At 72.8% G+C, this 18,873-nt stretch carries 18 protein-coding genes; 15 read left to right on the top strand and 3 right to left on the bottom strand.

Annotation, left to right across the window (positions count from 1 at the left end; genetic code table 11):
• The first annotated feature begins 34 nt into the window (after positions 1-34).
• Positions 35-1,177 (top strand): MerR family transcriptional regulator, encoded by a 1,143-nt coding sequence (locus L3078_RS02575; RefSeq protein WP_239750361.1) that lies wholly within the window; start codon positions 35-37, stop codon positions 1,175-1,177.
• Here the strand turns inward: L3078_RS02575 and L3078_RS02570 are convergent.
• Positions 1,111-2,472, bottom strand: coding sequence for a cryptochrome/photolyase family protein (locus tag L3078_RS02570; protein WP_239750360.1), 1,362 nt, complete (start codon positions 2,470-2,472; stop codon positions 1,111-1,113). The genes L3078_RS02575 and L3078_RS02570 overlap by 67 nt on opposite strands.
• Before the next feature lie 164 nt (positions 2,473-2,636).
• Here L3078_RS02570 and L3078_RS02565 point away from each other — a divergent pair, with 164 nt between their 5' ends.
• Both L3078_RS02565 and L3078_RS02560 read left to right on the top strand, forming a co-directional pair.
• Positions 2,637-3,134: a MarR family winged helix-turn-helix transcriptional regulator gene (locus tag L3078_RS02565; RefSeq protein WP_239760181.1), complete on the top strand. Its 498-nt coding sequence runs from the start codon at positions 2,637-2,639 to the stop codon at positions 3,132-3,134.
• A gap of 121 nt (positions 3,135-3,255) precedes the next feature.
• Positions 3,256-5,319 carry an MMPL family transporter gene (locus L3078_RS02560; RefSeq protein ID WP_239750358.1) on the top strand — a complete coding sequence of 688 codons (2,064 nt, stop codon included), beginning with the start codon at positions 3,256-3,258 and terminating at the stop codon, positions 5,317-5,319.
• Here the strand turns inward: L3078_RS02560 and L3078_RS02555 are convergent.
• The gene (locus L3078_RS02555) at positions 5,314-6,234 is read right to left on the bottom strand and encodes a LysR family transcriptional regulator (protein ID WP_239750355.1); all 921 of its coding nucleotides are present in this window, start codon (positions 6,232-6,234) and stop codon (positions 5,314-5,316) included. The genes L3078_RS02560 and L3078_RS02555 overlap by 6 nt on opposite strands.
• Positions 6,235-6,371: 137 nt before the next feature.
• On the opposite strand from L3078_RS02555, the gene L3078_RS44860 reads away from it, so the two are divergent.
• The 6 genes from L3078_RS44860 to L3078_RS02530 all read left to right on the top strand — a co-directional run bounded on the left by L3078_RS44860 (position 6,372) and on the right by L3078_RS02530 (position 11,959).
• Positions 6,372-6,455: a putative leader peptide gene (locus L3078_RS44860; protein ID WP_385168806.1), complete on the top strand. Its 84-nt coding sequence runs from the start codon at positions 6,372-6,374 to the stop codon at positions 6,453-6,455.
• 126 nt (positions 6,456-6,581) lie between these two features.
• Positions 6,582-7,691, top strand: coding sequence for a dimethylsulfone monooxygenase SfnG (gene sfnG / locus L3078_RS02550; protein WP_239750353.1), 1,110 nt, complete (start codon positions 6,582-6,584; stop codon positions 7,689-7,691).
• A 13-nt stretch (positions 7,692-7,704) separates the two neighbouring features.
• On the top strand, positions 7,705-8,922 hold the full coding sequence (locus L3078_RS02545; RefSeq protein WP_239750352.1) for an acyl-CoA dehydrogenase family protein: 1,218 nt from the start codon (positions 7,705-7,707) through the stop codon (positions 8,920-8,922).
• Between the two features lie 59 nt (positions 8,923-8,981).
• Positions 8,982-9,536: an NADPH-dependent FMN reductase gene (ssuE, locus tag L3078_RS02540; RefSeq protein ID WP_239750351.1), complete on the top strand. Its 555-nt coding sequence runs from the start codon at positions 8,982-8,984 to the stop codon at positions 9,534-9,536.
• A gap of 3 nt (positions 9,537-9,539) precedes the next feature.
• On the top strand, positions 9,540-10,769 hold the full coding sequence (locus L3078_RS02535) for an SfnB family sulfur acquisition oxidoreductase (RefSeq protein ID WP_239750350.1): 1,230 nt from the start codon (positions 9,540-9,542) through the stop codon (positions 10,767-10,769).
• Between the two features lie 47 nt (positions 10,770-10,816).
• Positions 10,817-11,959, top strand: a complete 1,143-nt coding sequence (locus L3078_RS02530) for an LLM class flavin-dependent oxidoreductase (protein ID WP_239750349.1) — start codon at positions 10,817-10,819, stop codon at positions 11,957-11,959.
• A 21-nt stretch (positions 11,960-11,980) separates the two neighbouring features.
• Here the strand turns inward: L3078_RS02530 and L3078_RS02525 are convergent, their stop codons facing one another.
• Entirely contained in the window at positions 11,981-13,024 is a 1,044-nt protein-coding gene (locus L3078_RS02525; RefSeq protein ID WP_239750347.1) for an acyl-CoA dehydrogenase family protein, read from the bottom strand.
• A 247-nt stretch (positions 13,025-13,271) separates the two neighbouring features.
• Between L3078_RS02525 and L3078_RS02520 the strand changes: the two genes are divergently transcribed.
• From L3078_RS02520 to L3078_RS02495, 6 genes are all read left to right on the top strand, one after another.
• A complete protein-coding gene (locus tag L3078_RS02520) occupies positions 13,272-14,153 on the top strand; it encodes a hypothetical protein (RefSeq protein WP_239750345.1) in 882 nt (293 codons plus the stop codon).
• 67 nt (positions 14,154-14,220) lie between these two features.
• A complete protein-coding gene (locus L3078_RS02515; protein WP_239750344.1) occupies positions 14,221-14,724 on the top strand; it encodes a MarR family winged helix-turn-helix transcriptional regulator in 504 nt (167 codons plus the stop codon).
• A gap of 49 nt (positions 14,725-14,773) precedes the next feature.
• Positions 14,774-15,532 carry a response regulator transcription factor gene (locus L3078_RS02510; protein ID WP_239750343.1) on the top strand — a complete coding sequence of 253 codons (759 nt, stop codon included), beginning with the start codon at positions 14,774-14,776 and terminating at the stop codon, positions 15,530-15,532.
• A 292-nt stretch (positions 15,533-15,824) separates the two neighbouring features.
• Positions 15,825-16,712 (top strand): glycoside hydrolase family 19 protein, encoded by an 888-nt coding sequence (locus L3078_RS02505; protein WP_239750342.1) that lies wholly within the window; start codon positions 15,825-15,827, stop codon positions 16,710-16,712.
• Between the two features lie 254 nt (positions 16,713-16,966).
• Positions 16,967-18,289: an ICP22 family protein gene (locus tag L3078_RS02500; protein ID WP_239750340.1), complete on the top strand. Its 1,323-nt coding sequence runs from the start codon at positions 16,967-16,969 to the stop codon at positions 18,287-18,289.
• Between the two features lie 172 nt (positions 18,290-18,461).
• Positions 18,462-18,857, top strand: coding sequence for a VOC family protein (locus L3078_RS02495; protein WP_239750336.1), 396 nt, complete (start codon positions 18,462-18,464; stop codon positions 18,855-18,857).
• Positions 18,858-18,873 lie beyond the last annotated feature (16 nt).

The following is an 18,873-nucleotide window of genomic DNA, read 5'->3' as shown; positions in this document are numbered from 1 at the left end:
GCTCGCATCGCTTCTGCGTCGTATAGTCATCCGCATGGGTGCATACGGGGAGGAAAACCCTGCCGATCCCGTGCTCACCAGCGGTGCCCTGGCCCGCAGGCTGGGCGTCTCGCCGACCACCCTGCGTTCCTGGGACCGCCGCTACGGCATCGGTCCCGCCGTCCGTGCCGACGGCCGGCACCGGCGCTGGACCCCGCGGGACGTGACGGTGGTGGAGGCGATGTGCCGGCTCACCTCGGCGGGGGTGCCACCGGCGGAGGCGGCCCGCGCGGCGAAGCACGGAGCCGGGGCCCGGCCGGCGGAGGAGGGCCCCCGAGGTTCCCTGACAGGGGACGGGGAACGGCCCCGGCCGCCGCGCGCACCCGGCCCGCCCGCGCCGGGGGACCTCCGCAGGGAGTGCCGGGGCCTCGCCCGCGCCGCCGTACGCCTCGACGCCCCGGCGGTGGAGGACCGGTTGGCCGGTGCCGTCGAGCGGTACGGACTCACGGTCGCCTGGCAGGAGGTGATGGTGCCGGCCCTGCACGCGGTGGGCCGCAAGTGGGCCTCCTCGGGGGACCGCTACGTCGAGGTCGAGCATCTGCTGTCCTGGCACGTCTCCACCACGCTCCGCCGCGGCACCCGGCCGCCCGCGTCCCGCCGCGACGGCACCGCGACCGGACCGGTCGTGCTCGCCTGTGTGCCCGACGAGCAGCACACCCTTCCGCTGGAGGCCCTCAACGCGGCCCTCGCCGAACTCGGCCTGCCCACCAGGATGTTCGGCGCGGCCGTCCCCGCCGAGGCACTCGGCGCGGCGGTCGACCGGCTCGGCCCGGCGGCGGTCGTCCTGTGGGCGCAGGCCCGCTCCACGGCGTGCCTGCCCCTCGCCCGCCACCTCACGGCCCTCCGCTGGGGTGTGAAGGGCGCCCGCCGGCAGCCGCTCGTCCTGCTCGGCGGCCCCGGCTGGCTCGGACACACCGTGCCCGGGACCGTCCGACCGTCCTCGCTGGGCGACGCGGTGGAGATGCTTTCGGGACCGCACGGACGCCCGGAAGGGCTGCGCCTGGGCCGACGTGAGCCCGGTGGCCCGCAGGACCCGCAGTCCTCGCACACCGGCCGGGCCGATGCGGAACCTCAGGACTCGCGCCCCCGCAGGAACCGTTCCCGTCCCTCCGCCAGATCCACGATCGGCTCCGGATAGTCCAGCGCGGCACGGTCCAACCCGGGCAGCTTCCACGGCTCGTGCACCGCCGGCCCCGCGACGTCCGCCAACTCCGGCACCCAGCGCCGTACGTACTCACCCTCCGGGTCGTACCGCTTCGCCTGGGTGACCGGGTTGAGCACCCGGTTGGGGCGGGTGTCGGTGCCGGTCCCCGCCACCCACTGCCAGTTGAGCTGGTTGTTGGCCACGTCGCCGTCGACGAGGAGATCCAGGAAGTGCCGGGCGCCCACGCGCCAGTCGACGTACAGCGTCTTGGTCAGGAAGCTCGCGGTCAGCAGTCGGCCGCGGTTGTGCATCCAGCCCTCGTGGCGCAGCTGGCGCATGGCCGCGTCGACCACGGGATAGCCGGTGCGGCCCTCCCGCCACGCCTCGACCTCGTCCGGGGCGGAGCGCCAACGGTCGTGTCTGGCGCGGTAGTCCACGGTCGCGGCCGTCGGCCGCACGGCCAGCAGCTGGCGGTTGAAGTCCCGCCACGCGAGCTGCCGCACGAACGCCTCGGCGCCCGGACCGCCCGCGCGGCGCGCGAGGTGGACCAGCTCGACGGGGGAGAGGGTGCCGAAGTGCAGGTGCGGCGAGAGCCGGGAGGTCGCGTCGCCCGCCAGATCGTCGTGCCGGTCCTCGTACGCCTCGATGCCGGACCGCAGCCAGGCGGTGAGCCGTGCGCGGCCCTCCGTCTCACCGCCGGCCGCCAACTCCGGGGAGAGACCGGACAGTTCCGCCCGAGAGGGCGGCTCCTCCGAACCGATCCCGTCCGGCACCCGCACCGCCCGCGGCGCGGCCAGCGCGTCCCGTAGCCGCTGCCGGGACCAGTGGCCGAAGTAGGGCGTGAACACCGAGAAGTGGTCCGACGAGGCCGGGGTCACCGCGCCGGGCTCCACGGCGGTCGTCACCGTCTCGTGCACGTGCAGCCGTACGCCCTCGGCCTCCAGGGCGCGCCGCAGCCGCGCCTCGCGCCGCTGGGCGTACGCGCCGGCGTCGGCCGCCAGATGCACCTCGTCGGCGTCCGCCTCGGCGGCCACCTTGCACACCTCCGCGACGACGTCGCCGGAACGCACCACCAGCCGGCCGCCCCGCTCACGCAGTCCCGCGTCGAGGTCGCGCAGGCAGTCGGCGAGGAAAGCGAGCCGGTTGGGCACCGCGAACCCGGCGGCGGCCACGGCACGGTCGCGCACGAACAGCGGGACCACCTGCCGTGATCCGTCGAGCGCCGCGCGCAGCGGCGGATGGTCGTGCAGCCGCAGATCGGAGGTGAACAGGACGACCGAGACGTTCATGGACGGACTCCGGGGAGGAGGGGGCGGATCAGGTGCTCGCGGGAGAACGGATCAGGTGCTCATGCACATCACTTCCTCCGGCGGGGCGCTTCCGGATGCGCCCGGGGCGCATCGCCGCGCGTTCGGGTGATCGGTACGGCGACTACGCTGACCGCGTGGCCACAGTGAACGATCCCGCTCGGCAATCGGGGGACGACGGCGGCGACGCCTTCGGGGCGCCGACCGACCTGCACGCCTTCGCTGTGGCGCTGCGCCGGATGAACGGCGAGATCAACCGGCTGGTGCACGCCTTCGCGGGCGACCACGGGCTGCACGCGACGGACGTCCAGGCGCTCGCGGCGATCCTGGACGCGGAGACCCCCATGACGCCGAAGCGGCTGCGCGAACACCTCGGGCTGACCTCCGGCGCGGTCACCGCCTGTGTCGACCGGCTGGAGCGCGCCGGGCACGTGCGCCGGGTCCGGGAGAGCGCCGACCGCCGGGTGGTGCACCTGTACTACGCGGCCGACGCGCGCGGGGCCGCGCGCACCTACTTCCGGCCCCTCGCGGCGGCGACCGAAGCGGCACGCTCCCGTTTCACCGCCGAGGAACTGGCCGTCGTCCTGCGTTTCCTCGCGGCGATGAACGAGGAACTGGGCGCGGGCGCCGACCACCCCCGCTGAAGCAGGCCCGCACCGGTGCCCTAGGATCGATCCCAAGTAGCTCAATGATTGAGATTGTTTTTCGTTGAGTCATCTGCTTGGGTCACTCGTCGAGGCAACCCCGCCCGGACTCTGGAGCACCATGTCCACCACCCCCGGACGCGCCCGCCGGCTCGTCCCCCTCCTGCTGATAGCTGTCTGGCTCGTCGTCGGAGGCGTCCTCGGCCCGTACGCCGGGCGCCTCGGCGAGGTCGCCACCAACGACCAGGCCGCGTTCCTGCCCCGCAGCGCCGAATCCACCGAGGTCGTCACCGCGCAGCGGGCCTTCCGGCAGGACGAGACGCTGCCGGCGATCGTCGTGTGGACCGGCGACGGGCTCGCCGAGCGGCGCGCCACGGCCGACCGCCTCCTCGCCTCCCTCGCCGACACCCCCGGCGTCACGGGACAGGTCTCGCCCGCGCTCCTGTCGAAGGACGGCGACGCGCTGCGGGGCGTGGTCCCGCTCCGGCCCGACCTGGGCGACGAACTGCCCGACACCCTCGACCGGATCCGCGCCGCCGCCGAACGCCTGCCCGGCACCACCGTCCACCTGGCGGGGCCCGCCGCGAGCCAGGCGGACCTGGCCGACGCCTTCGCCGGCATCGACGGCCTGCTGCTCGCCGTGGCGCTCCTCACCGTGCTGGTGATCCTGCTCCTCGTCTACCGCAGCCTGCTGCTCCCCCTGGTGATCATCCTCGGCGCGGTGTTCGCGCTGGGCCTCGCCTGCGCGGTCGTGTACGTCCTCGCCGACCGGGACGTCGTCCGCGTCGACGGACAGGTCCAGGGCATCCTGTCCATCCTCGTCATCGGCGCCGCCACCGACTACGCCCTCCTGCTCACCGCCCGCTTCCGTGAGGAACTCACCGACCGCGCCGACCGCTTCACCGCCATGCGGGCCGCGCTGCGGCAGTCCTGGGGCGCCATTGTGGCCAGCGCCGCGACCGTCGCGCTCGGCCTGCTCGCCCTGCTGCTCAGCGACCTCACCAACAACCGGGCGCTCGGGCCGGTCGGCGCCATCGGCATCGGCTGCGCCGTCCTCGCCACGCTCACCTTCCTGCCCGCCGTCCTCGTCGCCCTGGGCCGCGCCGCCTACTGGCCCGCCCGCCCGGGTGCCCGCACCGCCTCCGCGCGCGGCGACGGCGTGTGGCGGCGCGTCGCGGACCTCGTCGACCGCGCCCCGCGCCGGGTGTGGGCGGTGACCCTGGCCGTCCTGCTGGCCGGCGCCGCCTTCGCGCCGGCCCTCACCTCCAAGGGCGTCCCCCTGGACGAGACCTTCGTGGGCGACGCCCCGTCCGTCGCCGCCCAGCAGGCCCTCGGCGCACACTTCCCGGCGGGCTCCGGCAACCCCGCCGTGGTCGTCGCGGACGCGGACCGGCTGGAGCCCGTGCTCGGCGCGGCCCGCGACACCGAGGGCGTCGCCGCGGCGATCGTCGTCGGCGGGTCCGGCCGTCCCGGCGGCGAGCCACTGGTCGTCGACGGACGCGTCCGGGTCGACGTCACCCTCGACGCCGCCGCCGACAGCGACGCCGCCAAGCGGACGGTGGCGCGGCTGCGCGGCGCCCTGCACGCCGTGCCCGGCGCGGACGCCCTCGTCGGCGGCTACACCGCACAGCAGTACGACACCCTGCGCACCGCCGAACGCGACCGCACGCTCATCGTCCCCGTCGTCCTCGCCGTCATCCTCCTCATCCTGGTCGGCCTGCTGCGCTCGCTGCTGCTGCCGGTCCTGCTGGTCGCCACGGTGGCCCTGAACTTCCTCGCCACGCTGGGCGTCTCCGCACTCGTCTTCACGCACCTGTTCGGGTTCACCGGCACCGACCCGTCCGTGCCGCTCTACGGGTTCGTCTTCCTGGTGGCGCTGGGCGTCGACTACAACATCTTCCTCATGTCCCGGGTCCGTGAGGAGTCCCTGCGGCACGGGGTGCGCGAGGGTGTGCTGCGCGGCCTGGTCAGCACGGGCGGGGTCATCACCTCGGCGGGCGTGGTCCTCGCCGCGACCTTCGCCGCGCTGGGCGTGATCCCGCTGGCCTTCCTCGCGCAGATCGCCTTCATCGTGGCGTTCGGCGTCCTCCTGGACACCCTCGTGGTGCGCTCGCTGCTGGTGCCGGCGCTGGTACGGGACATCGGGGAGCGCGCCTGGTGGCCGGGGACGACGGGCCGGTCATGATCCGGACCCGGCTCGGGCGCCCAGCGCCCTCGCCCGCCGGACGAACGCCTCGTGCAGATCCCGGGCCGCCCGCGGTACGGAGTCCGCCCTGCGGCGCTGGAGCATCAGCAGGACCCGTGTGGTGTCGTCGGCGATCGGCCGGTGGACGAGGGCGCCGCGCCGCTCCAACGGGTCGCCGACGACGCTGAAGTCCGGCAGGACCGTCGCCCCCAGCCCCTCCGCCACCATCAGTTTGCCCATCTCGGCGCCGTCGGTGGAGTACGCGAAGGCGGGGGCGCGGCCGTCGAGGAGCCGGTGGACGTAGCGGTGCATGACGTACCCGGAGCGCATACCGATCAGCGGCACGGCGAGCAGGTCGTCCACCGACACCGCGTCCCGGGCCGCCAGCGGGCTGTCCGGGCGGACGACCACCACCGGCCGGCCCCGCAGCAGCTCGGTGGCCTCGAACGCGGCCGGCACGTCGTCACCGTCGAGGTGATTCACGAGCCCGAGATCGAACGAACCCTCCAGCAGCGCCCGTTGGATGTCGGTCTGCTGGGCGCCCACCACCTCGACCTGGGTCAGCGGGTGGTCGGCACGGAAGTCACGGATCACCGGGATCAGCAGCGGCACGGTCGCCGCGTTGACCGTGCCCAGGCGGACCATCCGGCTGATGCGGTGCTGCTCACCCGCCGCCGCCCGCAAGCGGTCCACCGCGTCCAGCACCCCGACGATGTGCGGCAGCAGCTCCCGGCCCGAGGCGCTCATCGTCGCGCCGGACCGCTTGCGCTCCAGCAGATCGACGCCCAGCTCGCGTTCCAGATTCCGTACGGTCTCGCTCAACGCGGGCTGGGAGAGCCGTAGTTCCTCGGCGGCCCGGCGCAGCGAACCGAGCCTGGTCACCGCCGTGATGTATTCCAGCTGTTCCGTTCGCACGGCAGCAGAATGCGCGCCGATTTCCGGCCCGTTCAAGGGTTTCCCTGTCACACCTTCGTGAAATTCAATGGTCCGGGATACGAGACCGGTCGGGTTCTCCTTGACGGCCGTCGACGACGGCTGCCACGATCGATGGCATGAAGAAGCGACTGGACCTCACGCGGCGACGCCATGTCGACCTCGCACGCGTCTCCAGTGCCTCCTGTCGCGCCGCGGCCTGATCCCCCTCCGTGATCCGCCGCGCTTTTCTGCTTTCCCGGCCTTCCGCCTGAATTCACTGTGCCCGCGTCCGGCGTGCGCCCGCTGAATTCGGCGTGCCCGAAAACATTCCGCAACAGGAGTTCCGCATGTCTGCCGCGCCCCTGAAATTCGCCTATTGGGTCCCCAACGTCAGCGGGGGACTCGTCACCAGCACGATCGAACAACGCACCGACTGGGGGTACGAGTACAACCGCGAACTCGCCGTCCTCGCCGAGAACAACGGCTTCGAGTACGCCCTCAGCCAGGTCCGCTACATGGCCAGCTACGGCGCCGAGTACCAGCACGAGTCGACGAGCTTCAGCCTCGCGCTGCTGCTCGCCACCGAGCGGCTGAAGGTCATCGCCGCCGTCCACCCCGGACTGTGGCACCCCGGCGTCCTCGCCAAGTTCGGCGCCACCGCCGACCACCTGTCGAACGGCCGCTTCGCCGTCAACGTCGTGTCGGGCTGGTTCAAGGGCGAGTTCACCGCCCTCGGCGAGCCCTGGCTGGAGCACGACGAGCGCTACCGCCGCTCCGAGGAGTTCATCCGCGCCCTCCGCCAGATCTGGACCGAGGACCACACTGAACTCGCCGGTGACTTCTACCGGTTGCGCGACTTCTCCCTCAAGCCCAAGCCCCTCAACACCGCCGAACGCCCTCACCCGGAGATCTTCCAGGGCGGCAACTCCACCGCCGCCCGCGCCATGGCCGGCCGGGTCTCCGACTGGTACTTCTCCAACGGCAAGGACTTCGACGGGGTCACCGAGCAGATCACCGACGTCCGCAAGTCCGCCGCCGAAGTGGGCCGCGCCGCACCGAAGTTCGGCCTCAACGCGTTCCTCATCGCCCGCGACACCGAGGCCGAGGCCCGCGACACCCTGCGGGAGATCGTCGCGCGCGCCGACCGGGAGGCCGTCGAGGGATTCGGCGCCGCCGTCAAACAGGCCGGGCAGTCGGCCGCCGACGGCAAGGGCATGTGGCAGGACTCTTCGTTCGAGGACCTCATCCAGTACAACGACGGCTTCCGTACGGGGCTGATCGGCACCCCCGAACAGATCGCCGAGCGGATCGTCGCCTACAAGCGACTCGGCGTCGACCTCTTCCTCCTCGGCTTCCTGCACTACCACGAGGAGGTCGAGTACTTCGGCCGGCGGGTGCTGCCGCTGGTGCGTGAACTGGAGGCCCAGCTCCCCGAGTCCGTCCCCGCCCAGGTCTGAGGAGGCCATCGAGATGAGCACCGCCACCCCCACCGACTGGAAGACCGGACCCGCCCCGAAGACCGCCCGGGAGTGGATCGCCCGCGCCGGCGAGGTCGCCGCCGTCCTCGCCACCGACGCCGCCGAACGCGAGCGCGCCGGCGCCACCCCGTACGACGAGGTCCGCCTCCTCAAGGACTCCGGCCTCGTCACCCTGCTCGGCCCCACCGAGCACGGCGGCGGGGGCCAGGACTGGCCCACCGCCTACCGTGTCGTCCGCGAGGTCGCCAAGGCCGACGGCTCCATCGGCCAGCTCCTCGGCTACCACTACCTGTGGAACTGGGCCGCCCGGCTGGTCGGCACCCGCGAGCAGTGGGAGCACGTCGAGGCCGAGGCCGCCCGCAACCGCTGGTTCTTCGGTGGCGCCGTCAACCCGCGCGACAAGGACGTGGTGGTCACCGAGGACGGCGACGACCTCGTCTTCACCGGCCGCAAGTCCTTCTCCACCGGCAGCAAGGTCTCCGACGTCACCGTCCTCGAAGGCGTCCTCGCGGGCACCGACGACCACGTCTTCGCGATCGTCCCCTCCGACAGCGAGGGCCTGACCTTCCACGACGACTGGGACAACATCGGCCAACGGCTCACCGAGAGCGGCGGTGTCACCCTCGACGGCGTCCGCACCCCGTGGTCCTCCGCCGCCGGCTATGTCGACAAACAGTTCCGGCCGCGCACGTACAACACCCTCAACGTGCCCACCATCCAGCTCGTCTTCGTCAACTTCTACCTCGGCATCGCCGCCGGCGCGCTGGAGACGGCGGCGACCTACACCCGTACCAAGTCCCGGGCCTGGCTGCACGGCGGGCACGAGCGCGCGGTCGACGAGCCGTACGTCATCGACGTCTACGGCGATCTGACCGCCAAGCTCTGGGCGGTCGAGGCCCTCGCCGACACCGTCGCCGCCGAGGGACAGCGGCTGCACGACGACCCCGACGCCGTCACCGAGCGGACCCGCGGCGACTTCGAGGTCAGGGTGGCCGCCGTCAAGGCCCGCGCCACCGATGTGGCCCTGGAGGTCGCGACGCGCGTCTTCGAGGTGACCGGCGCCCGCTCCACCGCCACCTCCGAGGGACTCGACCGCTTCTGGCGCGACATCCGCACCCACACCCTGCACGACCCCGTCGCCTACAAGCGCCGCGAGGTCGGCCGCTGGGTCCTCGAAGGCGAACTGCCCGAACCCACCTGGTACTCCTGACCGCTCCCTTCCGGGGTGCCCGTCCGCACGGGCACCCCGGGTTCCCAGAAAGAGGACCCATGGCCACCGTTCTGTCCGTCTCCGGCAGCCCTTCCGTCTCCTCCCGCACCGCGAAGCTCGTCCGCCACCTGGACGCCCGGCTGATCGCCCAAGGCCACGAGGTCGTGCCCCTCGACATCCGCACCATCCCCGCCGAGGCCCTGCTCGGGGCGGACTTCAAGCACCCCGCCATCGTCGAGGCCACCGAACTCTTCGCACGGGCCGACGGCGTCGTCATCGGCACGCCCGTCTACAAGGCCGCGTACTCCGGCGTCCTCAAGGCCCTGCTCGACCTGCTCCCGCAGTACGCCCTCACCGGCAAGACGGTGCTGCCCCTGGCCACCGGCGGCACCACCGCCCATGTCCTCGCCCTCGACTACGCCCTGCGGCCGGTCCTCAGCTCCATGGGCGCCCGGCACATCGTCCCCGGCTGGTTCACCCTCGACAAGGACATCACCGTGGGGGACGACGGCAAGGTCACCATCGCCCCGGCGACCGCCGAGGCCCTCGGCCAGGTCGTCGACCAGTTCCTGACCGCGCTCGGCCCGGCCCCGGTCCTGGCCGCCGCGAGCTGACCCATGACCGACACCGCTACCGCCCCCACCGCCGCCCCGGCCGGCCCCCCGGCCGCGAGGGTCATCGCCGACGACACCGAGGCCCTGGCCGTCGCGACCGCGCTCGCCGAGGAGTTCCGGGCCGGGGCCTCGGAACGGGACGCCGAACGGCGCCTGCCGCGCGCCGAGTTGGACCGGCTCTCCGCCTCCGGGCTGCTGGCCGTCACCGTGCCCGCCGCGTACGGGGGAGCGGACGTGAGCCAGGAGACCCTGGCGGAGGTCTTCCGGCTGCTCGCCTCCGCCGACGCGAGCCTCGCCCAGATCCCGCAGAGCCACTTCGCCTACGTCAACGTGCTGCGCCGACAGGGGACCGCGCGGCAGCGCGAGTTCTTCTTCGGAGAGCTTCTCGCCGGGCGCCGCTTCGGCAACGCCCAGTCCGAGGCGGGCACCCGGCACGTCCAGGACATCCGCACCCGGCTGGCACCCCGGCCGGACGGTTCCTATCTCCTCGACGGGGTCAAGCACTACGCGACGGGCGCCCTGTTCGCCGACTGGATCCCGGTCCTGGCCCGCGCCGAGGGGGACGCGCTGCACGTCGCCTACGTGCCCCGGGACGCCCCGGGGGTCACGGTGATCGACGACTGGGACGGCCTCGGCCAGCGTACGACCGCCAGCGGCACCGTCCGCCTGGAGCGCGTCCAGGTGCCGGGCGACCGGGTGCTGCCGCACCACCTCACCTTCGAGGGGCCCCAACTGCACGGCGCCGCGGCCCAGTTGCTGCACGCCGCCATCGACGCCGGCATCGCCGGGGGAGCCCTCGCCGAGGCGGCCGAGTTCGTGCGCACGAAGAGCAGGCCGTGGTTCGAGAGCGGCGTGGAGACCGCGGCCGAGGACCCGCTGCTCATCCAGCGGTTCGGTGAACTCGCCCTCCAGGTGAGGGCGTCGGAGGCGCTGGTGCGAGAGGCCGCGCGGGCGGTGGACGCGGCGCACGGCGCCCTGACGGACGACTCGGCGGCCGAGGCGTCCATCGCCGTGGCCGCCGCCAAGGTGCAGGCGGCCCAGGCCGCCCTGGAGGTGGCGAGCGCCCTGTTCGAGGTGTCCGGCACCCGGGCGGCCCTCAACTCCCTCAATCTGCACCGGCATTGGCGGGACGCCCGCACCCACACCCTGCACGATCCCACCCGCTGGAAGCTGCAGCACATCGGCCGGTACACGCTGAACGGCACCCGGCCGCCCCGCCACGGCCTCCTCTAGCGCCGCGCCCGCAGCGTCACCGGCACCCCCTCAGACAGGAGACCCCCGTGTCCCTCACCTTCCACTGGTTCCTGCCCACCAACGGCGACAGCCGGCATGTCGTCGGCGGCGGTCACGGCACCCCCGCCACCGAGTCCGGGCGGGACCGGCCGCCGACGGTCGCCTATCTGAGCCAGATCGCCCGCGCCGCAGAGGACCTCGGCTTCGTCGGCGCGCTGACCCCCACCGGTGCCTGGTGCGAGGACGCCTGGCTGACCACAGCCATGGTGAGCCAGAACACCGAACGCCTGAAGTTCCTGGTCGCGTTCCGCCCCGGCTTCGTCTCGCCCACGCTCGCCGCGCAGATGGCCTCCACCTTCCAGCGGCAGACCGGCGGACGGCTCCTCCTCAACGTCGTCACCGGCGGCGAGAGCCACGAACAGCGGGCCTACGGCGACTTCCTCGACAAGGACGACCGCTATCGCCGTACCGGTGAGTTCCTGGAGGTCGTGCGCGGACTGTGGGAGGGCAAGACCGTCGACCTGAACGGTGAGCACCTCCGGGTCGAGGACGCGCGGCTGGCCCGGCTGCCGGACCCGGTGCCCGAGGTGTACTTCGGCGGCTCCTCCCCGATCGCCGGGGAGATCGCCGCCCGGCACGTCGACGTCTACCTCACCTGGGGCGAGCCGCCGGCCGTGGTCGCCGAGAAGATCGCCTGGATCAAGGGGCTGGCGGCGAAGGAGGGCCGCACCCTCCGCTTCGGCGTCCGACTGCACGTCATCACCCGCGACTCCGCCGAGCAGGCGTGGGCGGAGGCGAACCGGCTGCTCGACGGCTTCGACCCGGAGACCGTGCGGTCCGTGCAGGCCGGACTCGCCCGCAGCGAGTCCGAGGGCCAGCGGCGCATGCTCGCCCTGCACGGCGGCAGCCGCGACGGCCTGGAGATCCACCCCAACCTCTGGGCCGGCATCGGCCTGGTGCGCGGCGGGGCGGGCACCGCCCTGGTCGGCAGCCACGACGAGGTCGCCGAGCTGATCAAGGAGTACCACGCCCTCGGCATCGACGAGTTCGTCCTCTCCGGCTACCCCCACCTGGAGGAGGCGTACTGGTTCGGCGAGGGCGTCCTGCCCCGGCTCGCCGCCCAGGGCCTGTGGCGTCACCCCTTCGCCGCGCCGGCCGCGCCCACGTCACTGGTGCCGTTCGCGAGCTGACGCGGCGTCGGCCGCGCCGGTTCAGTACGCGGCCGACAGCGCGGCGAGGTGCGCGCGGCGGACCTCGGGGGTCTGGCCCTGGACCAGGAGGAACATCGCCTCGCGGGCCAGGCGTTGGGCGCGGTTGTCCAGATCGATGGCGCGTCCGCCGCCGGCGACGACCGCGGCCGTCGTCGCCGTCCGCATCAGATCGAACGCCTTCGTCTTGAGGGCCAGCCGCTCCTCCATGTGCTCGTGCGGCGCCGGATGGTCGGCGAGGGCGTACGCCTGCCGCCGCACCTTGTCGAGGCGCAGCCGGAGCGCCTTGGTCGTGGGATCGTCCTGGTCCAGCAGACCGAGGGCGGACTCGGCGACCCCGAACACCGCCGGCGAGGCGTTGGTCGGCTTGGGACGGTCGCCGGCCGCCCACGACTCGTACGGCGCGTGCAGGGCCACGGCGTCGTCGGGGACCCACAGCCCGTCGAGCTCGAGCGAGACCGTACGGGCGGCGGTGAGCGCGGCGAGCCGCATGGGCGCCGAGGCCCGCAGCCCGGACTGCTGACGGGCCTCGGCGAACGCGAACACCACCTCGTCCGCGTCCGTGACCCCGGCCAGCAGCATCACGTCGTTGAGGCCCCACCCGGTGTACCAGGGGACCGTGCCGTGGAACCGCCAGCCGCCCCGCCGGGGCACGGCCCGGACCGGGACCCGCGGGTACCGCCGCAGATGCGCGTACGCCACACCGGACAGCAGCTCTCCGGTGGCCAGCTTCCCCAACAGGCGTTCCCGAGCCGGGAGTTCGCTCTTCGCCAGGGTCAGCACGGGGGTGTGGTGCTGGGTCTGCACGAACCAGGTGGAGCAGCACGCCCCCGCCAGGATCTCGGCGATCTCCCGCGCCACCGAGTTCGGCGCACCCGAACCGCCGTACGTCACCGGCGCGCTCACCCCGAGCAGCCCGGACCGTTTGATCGCCTGGATGCTGCTCGCGGGCACCCCCTCCTGGTCGACGCGCTCCGCCTGGGGCGTGAGGACCTCGGCGGCGAGTCCGCGCGCCTGGACGACGAGAGGGTGCGGTGACGTGGTCATGGGGTGATTCTCCCCGGCCCGGGTCCCAGAGATCACCTCATCGGGGCCGGAAGATCACATGTTCGCCGACAGCCTCGCACGGCGTGTGACCTGCGCCACGTCGGCCCGTTGTCAGGTTGCCGGTCGCCATCGGTCAGGCCGCTGGGCTTGCATGTGATCGTCGGGGCCCCGCCCCGGCGGGCTCCCTGAGCGACGGTTCGCTCCACCCCCCCCCACCGGGCCGCTCGGCCCCGTAAGGAGAGAGACCATGAAAGACCGGGCCAAGGTCGAGGACCTCCTCGTCACGTCGGACCTCCAGGTGCGGACCTCGGCGGTCGCGTGGCGGCACGTCGAGGCCGAGTACGTCGACGTGGTCGAGGACATCCTGGCCACGCTGGCGCCGAGCGGGCCGTACGCGTACACGGTCGTCCCCACCCTCGAAGAGGGCAAGGAGATCCCGACGCAGCGGATCGTCGACACGTACGAGGCCATCGAGACCAGCTACCGCAACATGCACCGGTTCGCCGCCGTCGTCGGCATCCGGCCCGTGGCCCAGATCAACGCCTCCTGGTACACCTTCGTCAGCGGCTCGGGCCGCGGGCGCGCCAAGGACACCGGTGCCGAGAGCGAGCGGCCCATCATCGTGCTCTTCCCGACGATGGGTTCCGAGGGCATCACCGGTGAGCTGTTCTGGGGCCGTACGCAGCGGGAGTCGCTGCCGGGTGACCCGGCCGACGGGGCACTGGCCGGCCGGTTCGCCGTGGCGCGGGTGCACGACGCGCTCCTCGACGCCTACCGCAAGGGCGATGTGGACGCCATCGTCGAGCGGGCCCACCCCGAGGTCCAGACGGGCGTCCGGGACTACGCGGCGGGAGTCGGCACCCTCGTGGAACTGCACACCAAGGACGAACTGAGGTCCCACCTCCAGGAGTTCTACGCCCACTACGAGGTCCGGGACATCGAGGTCGTCCAGCAGCACTTCGACGACTGGTTCTTCTTCCACGAGCTGCGCTGGACGGTAGAGGTCCGCCGGGGGCCCGAGGCGGGCGCCGTCCTCCGTCACCACACCGCCGAGTACGCCGAGGTGTCCGGCGCCGGGCTGGTCGTGGCGCACATCGGACACGGCACGGACCAGCTGAAGCTCGGCTGAGCCGGGGAGCGACCACCGTGCAGTGCAGTGTTGCTTGACTTAGGCAAACATCTGTTACGGTGGTCGCATGTCCACACCACGCCCCGTCGAAGCGGCGTCCCTGGGGGACGTGACCGAGATCGAGCGGATGCTCACCCGCGTCACGTATCTGGCCGGGCGGGCCCGCCGCCACGAACGTCTGATGTCCGACAGCGGAGTGTCCCTGGACCGCGCCTCCGTGTCGATCCTGCGGCACATCGCCGAGAGCGAGCCGCTGCGCCCGGGCGTGCTCGCCGTCCGGCTGTCCGTGGAGGCGTCCCATGTGACCCGGCAGCTACGGCAGTTGGAGAACGACGGCTATGTGGTCCGGGTGCCCGACCCGGAGGACCGCCGGGCGCAGCGGGTCCAGATCACCGAGGCCGGGCTCGCTGCCTTCGGCCGCGTCAGGGCGGCCAGCCGCCGGGGCATCGGTGAGGTCCTCGGCGACTGGTCCGCCGAGGACCTCCGGCAACTCGCCGCGCTCTTCCACCGGTTGGCCGACGACTTCGTCGACCACGCCGAGACGGTCGTCGAGCCGCGGCCCGCCGACTGACCGCGCACGACCCGATCCCCCACGCGAGCCCTACTCGAACGGTCTGGTCATGCGCACACAGCTCACCGGGAGAACGCTGCCGCGACGAGACGGCACACTGCTCACCGGGAAACCGCTGCCGCTACGAGACGGCACGCAGCACGTCCTGCTGGTCGCCGACGACCCCGGCATCACCGAACTCCTCACCACCACCATGGAGTTGGCCGGATACCGCGTCGCCGCGGCGGGCACCGGCGCCGAAGGGGCGACCCGGATCGCCCAGGGCGGGTACGACCTCGTCGTCTGGGACGCCGCGCTGCCGGACCCGGAGCGCCACGGACGGGCCCGCCGCGGAACACCGGCGGGCCGTCCGCCGCTGCTCTTCCTGGCCGCCTGTGACGCCCTGCACGAGCTGGTGCCCGGCCTGCGGCCCGGCGCCGAGGACTATGTCGTCAAGCCGCTCCGGGTCGCCGAAGTCCTGCACCGCGCACGGTCGTTGCTGCGCGGGCGGGGAGGCCCCGAGCGGACCGGGGGAGTGCCCTGCTACGGCGACCTGGTCCTGGACGACGCGGCGTGCGAGGCGTGGCGCGGATCCCGGCCGCTCGGCCTCACCCCCGCCGAGTACCGGCTGCTGCGCCATCTGCTGGCCAACGCGGAGCACGTGCTGTCCAAGGAGCAGATCGGGCGGCATGTCTGGGGCGAGTACCGCGCCCACGGCGCGATCGAGAAGCTCGTGGCCCGGCTCCGGCGCAAGATCGACCAGGAGAGGCCCGCACTGATCCACACCCGGCGCGGCTTCGGGTACTGGCTCGGCTGCCCCGACGACTGACCGGGCGGCAGCCCTTGCGTGACCGGCCGGGCGAGTGCCGATGACCGCTGTCGGTGAGCGCCGGAGATCGCTCGTGAGGTGGCCGCCGGAGGTCTGACCTGCCGTCATGTGAGTTGACTGGTCTACACCCTTGACTGGTACAGACCAACGCGGTTGAGTGAGCCCCACACCCCCACCACGGCCGCCCCCACGCCGTGGCCGGCCCCGCCGGCACGTGCGCGCGAGGGACCTCTTCGTCATGCCCTCGGGCCCCCGCCCGGGTGCGGCCGTGCTCCACGAAGGAGTTGGTCACGTGTCGAGGCGCCGCATATCCGCCCTGCTGACCGCGCTGGTCATCGGCGGTTCCACCCCCCTGCTGCTGCCCGCCCAGAGCGCGTCCGCCGCCCCCTGTTCGAGCTACGCGAGCTGGGTGGCCGGCCGGTCCTACGCGGCCGGTGACATCGTGCGCTACACCGACGGCAGGGCGTACATCGCCGAGCACGCCAACCCGGGGTACGACCCGACCATCAGCACCTGGTACTGGGAGCCGTACGCCTGCGAGAACGGCCCCACCAACCCCTCCGGGTTCGTGGTGAGCGAGGCGCAGTTCAACCAGATGTTCCCGAACCGGAACTCGTTCTACACGTACAGCGGACTGCGGGCGGCGATGAGCGCCTTCCCGGCCTTCGCCACCACCGGCAGCGACACCGTCAAGAAGCAGGAGGCGGCGGCGTTCCTCGCCAACGTCAACCACGAGACCGGCGGCCTCGTCCACATCGTCGAGCAGAACACCGCCAACTACCCCACCTACTGCGACTGGGGCCGGCCGTACGGCTGCCCGGCCGGACAGGCGGCCTACTACGGGCGCGGCCCGATCCAGCTCAGCTGGAACTTCAACTACAAGGCGGCGGGCGACGCACTCGGCCTGAACCTCCTGGGCAACCCCTGGCTGGTCCAGAACGACGCGGCCGTCGCCTGGAAGACCGCCCTGTGGTACTGGAACACCCAGACCGGCCCCGGCACCATGACCGGCCACAACGCCATGGTGAACGGCGCCGGATTCGGGCACACCATCCGCAGCATCAACGGCTCGCTGGAGTGCGACGGCAAGAACCCCGCACAGGTGCAGAGCCGGGTCAGCGCGTACCAGCGGTTCGTCCAGATCCTCGGCACGTCCGCGGGCGGCAACCTGTACTGCTGACGCGGCCGCGGCGGGCGGCGGGACGCTCGGTGACCCGCTGTCCGCCGCGTCGCTCTCGGCCCGACGCGGCGGACGGGCGGCGCCACCCTCCGAACGCTTCCACCGGGCGGGGCGCCGGCGAACGCCCTCGCCGAGGCGGGACGTCCGCGAACGCCCTCCGCCGAGGCGGGGCGTCCCGGCAAAGGGGCACCAACGGGTTCATATAGGCTGCCGGTTCTGTCCCTGCCGTTCGTCACCACCCGGGAGAGTCACCCGTGAGCGTACCCACCGCCCACTCCGCACCGGCCGTACCGCCCGCCGACGAGGCGCCCGCGACCGGAGGAGCGCCGACGCGGGACGAGGGTTTCTGGGTCGAGCCCGGAGCGGCCGAGGCGCAGCCCTCCACCGCCCCGCCCACGGCCGAGGTACCGGCACAGCCCCAGCCCTCTGGTGAGTCGGCCCCCACCCGGCAGACGGCCGACGAGGTCCCCGCACCGTCGACCGGTGGCGAGGTTCCTCAGTCGTCCTCCGGCGACGAGATCCCCGGGACGTCGTCCGGCGACGAGATCCCCGCGCAGGCGCACGGCGACGACGCCCCCGTCGGCGTCGTGGATGAGCAAGTCGCGCGGGACGCCCGTGAGTTCGGGGTGTACGCGCGCACCGGCGGCTGGGCCTTCGCACTCAAGGTGGCGCGCAGTGTGCGTCCCGGCGGGGAACTGCCGGGCGAGACGGCGAAGGTGTCGGCGAAGCACTTCGCCGAGCTGGCCGGATGCTCGCCGGAGCGGGTCATGCGCTACTACAAGGCCTGGGACAGGGCCGCCGACGACGGCATGGTCCCGCACTTCGAGGCACTGACCCCCGGCGCGGAGATCGACCTCCCCGACTCGGACGTGTGGCTGTCCTACTACAGCTCCCGCTCCAGCGCGACCTCCGACCGGGGCACCGCGATCACGGCGGCGGCCGAGGCCGAGGGCATCCGCCCGACCAAGGCGCTGGAGGTCGCCGAGAACCCCACCGCGCTGCGCGCCGCGATCCTCGCCGACCCCTCCACCGCGCAGGCGGCCCGCGCCGCGCTGCTGGACCGCCTCAAGGAGGACCCCTCCCTCCAGACCGAGCTGGCCCGCGACATCGCCCGCACCGACGAGCTGAAGAAGGCCGTCGCCAGCGAGACCCAGGCGGCCAGCCGTATCGGCTACGTGCGGCAGATCGTCGAGAACGGGCAGGTCAAGACCCCGGCCGGCCAGGTGATCGACGCCACCGCCGAGCTGCGCGCCGAGGCGGAACGGCACCTGTCCCTCATCGACGAGCTCGACGACGACGAGGACACCGGCGAGTGGGCGACGGAGGCCTACGACACCGTCAAGGAACTCGTCGTCCAGGCCGTGGAGTCCGACCCCGAACTGCGGGTCCAGGAGCGGCGGACCAAGTTCTACAGCAGCCTCCAGAAGGCGACGAAGGTCTTCGAGGAGCTGACCCTCGACGACGCCGTCGACCTCGACGCCATCTACGAGGACGACATGCTGCAGCGCCTTGAGGAGCTCCAGCAGGCACTGAGCACCTGCATCGCCGCCCTGCGCAAGGCGTCGCCGGGCGAGTGACCGCCGGCTGACACCCTCCCGAGTCTCCAGCCCTAAGTCCCGAGGCCCCCTGCCGAGCAGGGGGCCTCGGGCGTGCTCCGGGGCCTCCCGGACGTACGGGAAGAATGCCACTTGCCTCCGGCGCGTGTTACGTATAACCTCCCGGGAACCCCGAGCGACCCGAGAGGCCCCGATGAGACGCATTGCCCTGGTCACCCTCGTGGTCGACGACTACGACGAGGCGATCCGCTTCTACACCGAGGCGCTCGGCTTCACGCTCGTCGAGGACGAACCGAGGCCCGGCGGCGGCCGCTGGGTCGTCGTCGAGCCCGGGAGCGAGGGGCAGAGCGGCGGACTGCTGCTGGCGCGGGCCAAGGACGAGGCCCAGCGCGCCCGGATCGGCGATCAGACCGGCGGGCGCGTGGGGTTCTTCCTGCACACCGACGACTTCGCCCGCGATCACGCCCGGATGCGGGCCGCGGGCGTCAGGTTCCTGGAGGAGCCGCGCCACGAGCCGTACGGCTCGGTCGCCGTCTTCGAGGACCTGTACGGCAACCGCTGGGACCTCCTCCAGCCCGCCACCGGCTGAACCGCCCCCTCCCGAC

The sequence above is a fragment of the Streptomyces deccanensis genome, assembly GCF_022385335.1.
Classification (GTDB): domain Bacteria; phylum Actinomycetota; class Actinomycetes; order Streptomycetales; family Streptomycetaceae; genus Streptomyces; species Streptomyces deccanensis.
The sequence above is the reverse complement of the archived record's forward strand: the minus strand, read 5'-3'. Positions and strand labels throughout refer to the sequence as shown.